The 6,488-nt window shown below is 64.2% G+C and carries 6 protein-coding genes; 1 reads left to right on the plus strand and 5 read right to left on the minus strand.

The window, feature by feature from the left end; translation table 11 throughout:
• From VFA60_12675 to VFA60_12685, 3 genes are all read right to left on the minus strand, one after another.
• The coding region (locus VFA60_12675; protein HZQ92643.1) for a S9 family peptidase at positions 1–1,977 on the minus strand (1,977 nt) is incomplete at its 3' end.
• A gap of 59 nt (positions 1,978–2,036) precedes the next feature.
• Positions 2,037–3,053, minus strand: coding sequence for an ornithine cyclodeaminase family protein (locus tag VFA60_12680; protein HZQ92644.1), 1,017 nt, complete (start codon positions 3,051–3,053; stop codon positions 2,037–2,039).
• Positions 3,050–4,171 (minus strand): pyridoxal-phosphate dependent enzyme, encoded by a 1,122-nt coding sequence (locus tag VFA60_12685; protein HZQ92645.1) that lies wholly within the window; start codon positions 4,169–4,171, stop codon positions 3,050–3,052. The genes VFA60_12680 and VFA60_12685 overlap by 4 nt, the downstream gene beginning before the upstream one ends.
• Before the next feature lie 371 nt (positions 4,172–4,542).
• On the opposite strand from VFA60_12685, the gene VFA60_12690 reads away from it, so the two are divergent.
• Positions 4,543–4,764 (plus strand): efflux RND transporter permease subunit, encoded by a 222-nt coding sequence (locus VFA60_12690; protein ID HZQ92646.1) that lies wholly within the window; start codon positions 4,543–4,545, stop codon positions 4,762–4,764.
• A 322-nt stretch (positions 4,765–5,086) separates the two neighbouring features.
• Here VFA60_12690 and VFA60_12695 read toward each other — a convergent pair whose 3' ends face one another.
• Both VFA60_12695 and VFA60_12700 read right to left on the minus strand, forming a co-directional pair.
• A complete protein-coding gene (locus tag VFA60_12695) occupies positions 5,087–5,431 on the minus strand; it encodes a helix-turn-helix domain-containing protein (GenBank protein HZQ92647.1) in 345 nt (114 codons plus the stop codon).
• Between the two features lie 63 nt (positions 5,432–5,494).
• On the minus strand, positions 5,495–6,454 hold the full coding sequence (locus VFA60_12700) for a sigma-54 dependent transcriptional regulator (protein ID HZQ92648.1): 960 nt from the start codon (positions 6,452–6,454) through the stop codon (positions 5,495–5,497).
• Positions 6,455–6,488 lie beyond the last annotated feature (34 nt).

Below are 6,488 nucleotides of genomic sequence, written 5' to 3' on the forward strand. Positions count from 1 at the left end.
CTGCAGGTGCTCCACCTGGTGCTTCGGCTCGTACGCGCCGGGGCTGTGCGGCTCGCGCGGGAAGAGCACAAGCTCCGCCGTCTTGCCGAAGTGCTTCAGGGCGCGGAAGTACTCTTCCGCCTGGCTTGCCGGCACGCGGTAGTCGGCTTCGCCGTGCAGCAGCAGCACCGGAGTTGTCACCTTGCTCGCCAGGCGCACCGGGGAATATTTCCAGTAATGATCGAAGGCCTGCCAAAGGTCGCCGCCGAAGTCGCGGCTGTGGCCGAAGGCGCCATCGCGAGTGCCTTCCAGGCTGACGAAATCGCTGATGCCCGAAATCGGAATCGCCGCCTTGAACTTGTCAGTCTGCGTGACGATCCAGTTGGTCATGAAGCCGCCGTAGCTAATTCCAGTGACGCCGAGGCGGTCTTTATCGATCCACGGGTTCTGCGCCAGCGCCGTCTCGACGCCGTTCATGATGTCCTGGTACGCCTTGCCACCCCACTCCAGCGCTACCGCGCGCTGGAACTTCATGCCGTAGCCGGAAGAGCCGCGCGGATTGACGAGCAGCACCGCCCAGCCCTGGCCGGCATACATCTGGCAGTCGGAGCACCAGCCGTAGCCCCACATGCCGTTCGGTCCGCCGTGAATGTTCAGCACCAGCGGATACTTCTTGCCGGGTTGGAAGTTCACCGGCTTGATGAGGAACGCGTCAATCGTGAGACCATCCACGCTGGTGTAGGAGAAGGCGGTCGCGGGGCGGGTGGCAATCTGCTCCACGAGCGCCTGGTTATGGTGCGTCAGCTGCTTTTGGTTCTTGCCGTCGAAGTCGGCGGAAAACAGCTCGGCGGGGTGCTCGGAGCTGCTGGCGACAAAGACGATGCGGCGCTGCTTGTCGTCGAGCTCGACGTTGTTGACGAAGCGGTTGCCGGCGAGCACACGCAGGGTCTTGCCGGTCTGCGGATCGGCGCGGAACAGCGGTTGCGCGCCGCGCTCGAGCGCAGTGAACCACACCTGGCCGTCCTTGGACCATGTGATGCTGCTCGGGAACAGATCGAGTTCGGTGCCGAGCCTGGGGGTGCCGCCCTGCGCGGGTAGAACCCACAATTGCGCCTGCTCCTCGACACTGGGCGCGGCGGCGAAGGCGATCCATTTGCCGTCGGGCGACCAGCGTGGATCGGAGGCGTACATGCGCCCTTGCGCCAGCGGCTGCGGCGCGCCGCCCGACACAGGCAGAAGGAAGACATCGTCAACCCCCAGCACTGTCGTCAGCTCCGGACTGCTGTTCGTCGAACGGTAGGAAATCCACTTGCCGTCGGGCGACCACTGCGGATCGTTGTCGTCGTGCATCGGATCGCCGGTAAGCTGCGTCGGCTTTCCGCTCTTCACTTCGACGAGGAAGATGTGATTGTGGCGCGTATCGGCCCAGCCCTGCCCGTCGAACTTGTAGACCGTGGATTTGTAGTGCTTACTGTCGGAGTCCGGCGTATGGTCGGCAGTCTTGACGACGCAGGCCAGACGCGTACCGTCGGGAGACCAGTTGAAGCGCGAGACACCGTCCTTGAAGTTCGTGATGCGCGTCGGCTTGCCGCCGCCCGGGTCGAGCGCGTACACCTGGGTGCGTGGATTGGCAGGCTCGGGCCGCGCCGGTGGCCACGTTTCCGGACGATTGGTTTGTTCGGGCGCCTGTGGCGCGTCGGCCGGCGGCTCGAGCGCGTCAGCGATGAACGCCAGCGTGCCATTGGGACCCCAGCGGGGATTGCGCGCCGAGTTGCCGCTGGTCATCTTGCGCGGCGGGGCGCTGCCATCTACCGGAACCAGCCAGATGCTCGACTGCCGCCGGTTGCGCGCCTTGTCGATTTGCGTGACCGTATAAGCCACGGTCTTGCCGTCGGGCGAGACCTGCGGATCGGCAATCTGCTGGAGCAAGTAAACGTCTTCCGGCTGGAAGCCGCGCTTCTGCGCAAACGCGGCGACGCTGCAGGACGCCGCGAACAACACAATGGAAAAAACAATTGAGCAGGGCTTGGGGTAGCGTTGCATATGCGACTCGCGAATCATCCGAGAAACCGGAACGCCGTGCCGACCTCAGCCGCCAGGGCCTTCTCGTAGACCAGCGCGGCCGCGGCGACGTCCTGCAGCGCCGTTCCCGTGGAATCGAAAATGATGATCTCGTCGGCAGAGGTGCGGCCGGGCTTCTTCCCGGCCAGAACCTCGCCCAGTTGCGCGTGCACATCGCCGCGCGTCATCAGGCCGCCCGCAATGGCGTGGTGCAACTCACCCACTTGTTCGCACTGGTCGAGAATATCGACAACCAGCTTGTATCGTGCGAGCAACTGCGGGTCGATCTCCTGCTTCTCCGGGCTGTCGGCGCCCATGGCGGCGATGAAGATGCCGCGCGGCACGTCAGCGGCGCGCACATAATAATGATGCGATGGCGCGCAGGTGATGCAGATGTCGCTCTGCCGCAGCGCGACGGCGAAGTCCTCCACCGGTTCCACCGGCATTTCGAGCCGGGCTGACATCTCCTGCGCGAAGCGTTCACGCTGGTTGCGGTCCACGTCATAAGCGAAGGCGCGCTCCAAGGAGAAGACCGCCTTCATGCCGGCGAGTTGCGCATGCCCCTGGGCGCCGCAGCCGCTGATGGTGATGACGCGCGAGTCGCGCCGCGCCAGGTGACTGGCCGCGACCGCGGCCGCCGCTGCCGTTCGCTGGCGTGTGATCTCGCCCGAGTCCATGATCGCCAGCGGCAGACCCGTGCTACCGTCGCAGAGCACGATCACGCCAACAATGTTCGGCAGCCCATACACCTGCCAGTTTCTGTGAAAGCCACCATTGATCTTGAACCCGAAGTACACGCGACCCAGTTGCAGGCCGCCGCCCTTGACGTGGAATTCGCCACCGTCGGCATCCAAGTGCATGAGGCCCTGGTCGAGGCTGCGACCTTCGCCGTGCGCGCGAAAGGCGCGCTCGACGGACGCCAGGTATTCCGCGAAGCTGACGAGGCCACCGATTTGCGCGCGGTCCAGCAGCAGCGTTGCTGGCGCCTCCTGGGGCGAAGCAGCCCGGCTCATCGCTGCACCGGCGCATCCTCAGCGAGGACGGGGCCAACCGTGGCGGCCGGTTCAGTCGGTTCGGCCCTGGCGGCGCCCATGCGCTCCACGATTTTGTCGGTCGCCTTCAGTCCCATGCCGGTGAGGACGACGATGACGCGATCGTGAGGAACGAACAACCCGCGGGCAAACGCGTGGAGCGCGGCAGCCGGCGCTGCCGCGGCGGTAGGTTCGACATAAAGACCCTGGCGCGCGAGCAGGTCGCAGCAGTTCCAGATGTCATCATCTTCGACGGCCACAACATGGCCGCGCGAACCGCGAACGGCCTGGAGTACATCTTCGCCGCGCACCGGCCGGGCCACGGAGATGCCTTCGGCCGCAGTCGGCCGTTTCTCCACCGCCGGTACCGTTTCCAGTCCGGAAGCCCACGCGCGCTCCACGGGATTGCACGCTGCCGCCTGCACGGCGAGCAGTTGCGGCATGCGATCGATCATGCCGGCGTGCGCAAGATCGCTGAAGCCCATGTAGACGCCGCTCAGCAGACCGCCGCCGCCGACGGGAACCACCACCCAGTTGGGCGCGTGCCAGTTCATCTGTTCGGCGATCTCGTAGGCGATCGTCTTCATGCCCGCGGCGAAGTAAGGACTCCAGTTGTGGCTGGCGTAGAAGACGCCTGCTTCGGCGGCGGCCAGAGCGGCATCGGTGGTCTGCTCGCGCGAGCCGGCAACGCGGCGCAGGTTGCCGCCATACATCGCGATCTGCGCCGCCTTGCCTTCGGAGGTCGTGGCGGGAATGTAGATGTCGCAATCAATGCCGGCCCTGGCAGCGTAGGCGGCGACAGCGGCGCCGGCGTTGCCGGAAGAATCCTCGATGATGCGCGCGACGCGCCAGTGCTTCAACTGCGTCAGCATGGTGGCGGCGCCGCGGTCCTTGTATGAGCCGGTCGGACAAAGATAGTCGAGCTTGAACAGGACATCGCGCCCGCCGAGTTTCCCGGCTTCCAGCGGGGTCCAGCCTTCGCCGAGCGAAACCGGTGTGGCCCCGGGCGCCAGTCCCAGCGCCTCGCGATAGCGCCACAGCGTGTGTGGACGCGCCGCGAGCCGCTCGCGACGAAACATGCCCTCGTGCGACAGGCGCAAATAACCTCCGCAATCGCAGCGCCAGCGCGCCTGCTCTGTTCCATACTCGGCGTTACATTGCGAGCAAGTCAGGACCATGGTGAGGGCGACGAGGTTTGATTCTCTCCCACGCGCTGCGTCCGACAAAAATACATATTGCGCCGCGCATTGAATCGGCGGAACCGATGCCAAAAAGCGCCGGGCGCCGGGTTCGAAGCCATCGCCGCGCCAGCAGGGCACGGACGGCGGCATCGCCGCCGCCGATAACGCCCGCTATCATGTGTCTATTGGAACGCTGGCACGAGCGTCTCCTAGAATTGCTCCATGACCGGGTTTCCCAAGTTTTTTGGCCCGTGAGGTGAGCAGTTGAGGAAGCTGTACACGTGTATAGCATGGAGCGCGTTCGTCGCGCTGCTGGGCGCTGGCGCGGGGAGACAAAGGGGGACGGCTCGCAAATGCTGCGACCGCTCGCGATCGCCGTCATCGGCGGCATCGTCCTCTCGTTGGCGCTCTCGCTCATCGTCACGCCCGCCGTGCACTACTATCTACCCGACAGTGGCGCCCGCAAGCAAGGCAGCGAAGCCGAGCGCGAAGCGGTGCCCTCGCAAGTGTAGTTTCTCGCCGCCGCAAGACAGCAGGTCCCGCCTCGCTTCGTTCCTCGGGGCAACAGCAAGGAACGCGCGCATTCGCTCCCTGTTTTTGCTTTTTGCCACTGCAGGAGCCCCGAGCCCAAAGCTAATGTTCCCATTTTCCTATCTCACACAACCGTCTTTAGAACCAGCAACTCTCGTGCTATCTTCATAGTCCCCAGCACAAACCACGAATTACCCCGCCCTGCTCCCGGTGGTCGCGGGCGATGGCGCTATGGCACGTCAGAAGAAATCGGTGCAGGTGAAGAGGGGAGGAAATGGTCTGAGCTGAAACTGAAACTGAAACTCACAAGTCATACTTCTTCAGTAGATGCCGAAAGCTGCGGTACGAGAGCTTCAGCATCTCCGCCGCTTTGGTCTGTACTCCGCCCGACTGCCGCAGCGCGTTCTGGATGAGCGCGCGCTCGATGTCGGCCACGTAGCGCTCCATATCAATTCCTTCGGTCGGAATCGTGCTGGAGCCCCCGAATGCGGCGGCCGCGCGGGCGCGCCGCTCCACCGGAATTTCCACGTGCAGAGTATCGCCGGTTTCCAGCGCCACCGCGCGTTCGATGGTGTTCTCCAACTGGCGCACGTTGCCGGGCCAGTCGTAATTGGCAAGCGCGCGCACCGATTCCGGTGCAATGCGCACGATGGATTTGCCGGCGGCGGGAGCGTACTTCTTGAGGAAGTGGTTGGCCAGCAGCGGAATATCTTAGCGGCGCTCGCGCAACGGTGGGACCTCGACTGGAATCACGCTCAGCCGGTAGTAAAGGTCTTCGCGAAATCCGCCTTCGGCGACAGCGTGTTCGAGATCGCGGTTGGTGGCGGCGATCACGCGCACATCAATGGCAATCTCGTCGGTGCCTCCCACCGGGCGCACCACACGTTCCTGCAGCACGCGCAGCAGCTTCACCTGCATGGCCAGCGTCATCTCGCTGATCTCGTCCAGGAAAATGGTGCCGCCGTGCGCCACCTCGAACAGCCCGCGCTTATTCTGATTCGCGCCGGTGAACGCGCCCTTTACGTAACCGAACAGCTCGCTTTCCAGCAGTGTCTCAGGAAAAGCTCCGCAGTTGACAGAAACAAACGGTTCTGCCGCGCGCGGCGAACATGCATGCACCGCCCGCGCCACCAGCTCCTTGCCCGTCCCGCTCTCTCCGTGCACCAGCACGGTGCTGGCGGTGGTGGCAACAGTGCGGATTGTGTTCTTAAGCCGCTCCATGCCCGCGCTCACACCCACAATGTTGTCGAGCGAGTTGCGGCCGGCGGCATCGCGGCGCAGGGCAAAGTTCTGGCGGCGCAGTGACTGTTGCGCCATCGCCTGCTGCAGGGCGACCTTGACGTCTTCGATCAGGCCCGGGCCCTTGCGCAAATAGTCGAATGCACCTCCGGCCTTCACCGCCTGCACGGCGGCCTCGAGATCGTCCACCGCGGTAATGAGCACCACCGCAGTGTCGGGGGAAACGCTGTGCGCATAGCGCAGCACCTCGATGCCGTTGGTATGCGGCATGCGAATGTCGCTGACGATCACGTCGTAGAGCGCCGAGTCAATTTTCTTTTTGGCTGCTTCGCCGGAGTTGACGGTCTCAACCTTATAGCCTTCTTTGCGCAGCACCAGCTCCAGCATTTCGCAAATGGAGCGCTCGTCGTCGCACACCAGAACGTTACCCACGGCGCACCTTCTGGGTAGAGATAGCTTCGGCGGG

It is taken from the genome of Terriglobales bacterium (assembly GCA_035651995.1).
Lineage (GTDB): Bacteria > Acidobacteriota > Terriglobia > Terriglobales > Acidobacteriaceae > DASRER01.

Bases quoted from the DNA above. Each gene is read 5' to 3' on its own strand.
- VFA60_12680 (HZQ92644.1), bottom strand. From the start codon at position 3,053: ATGAGCCGGGCTGCTTCGCCCCAGGAGGCGCCAGCAACGCTGCTGCTG.
- VFA60_12690 (HZQ92646.1), top strand. From the start codon at position 4,543: ATGGAGCGCGTTCGTCGCGCTGCTGGGCGCTGGCGCGGGGAGACAAAG.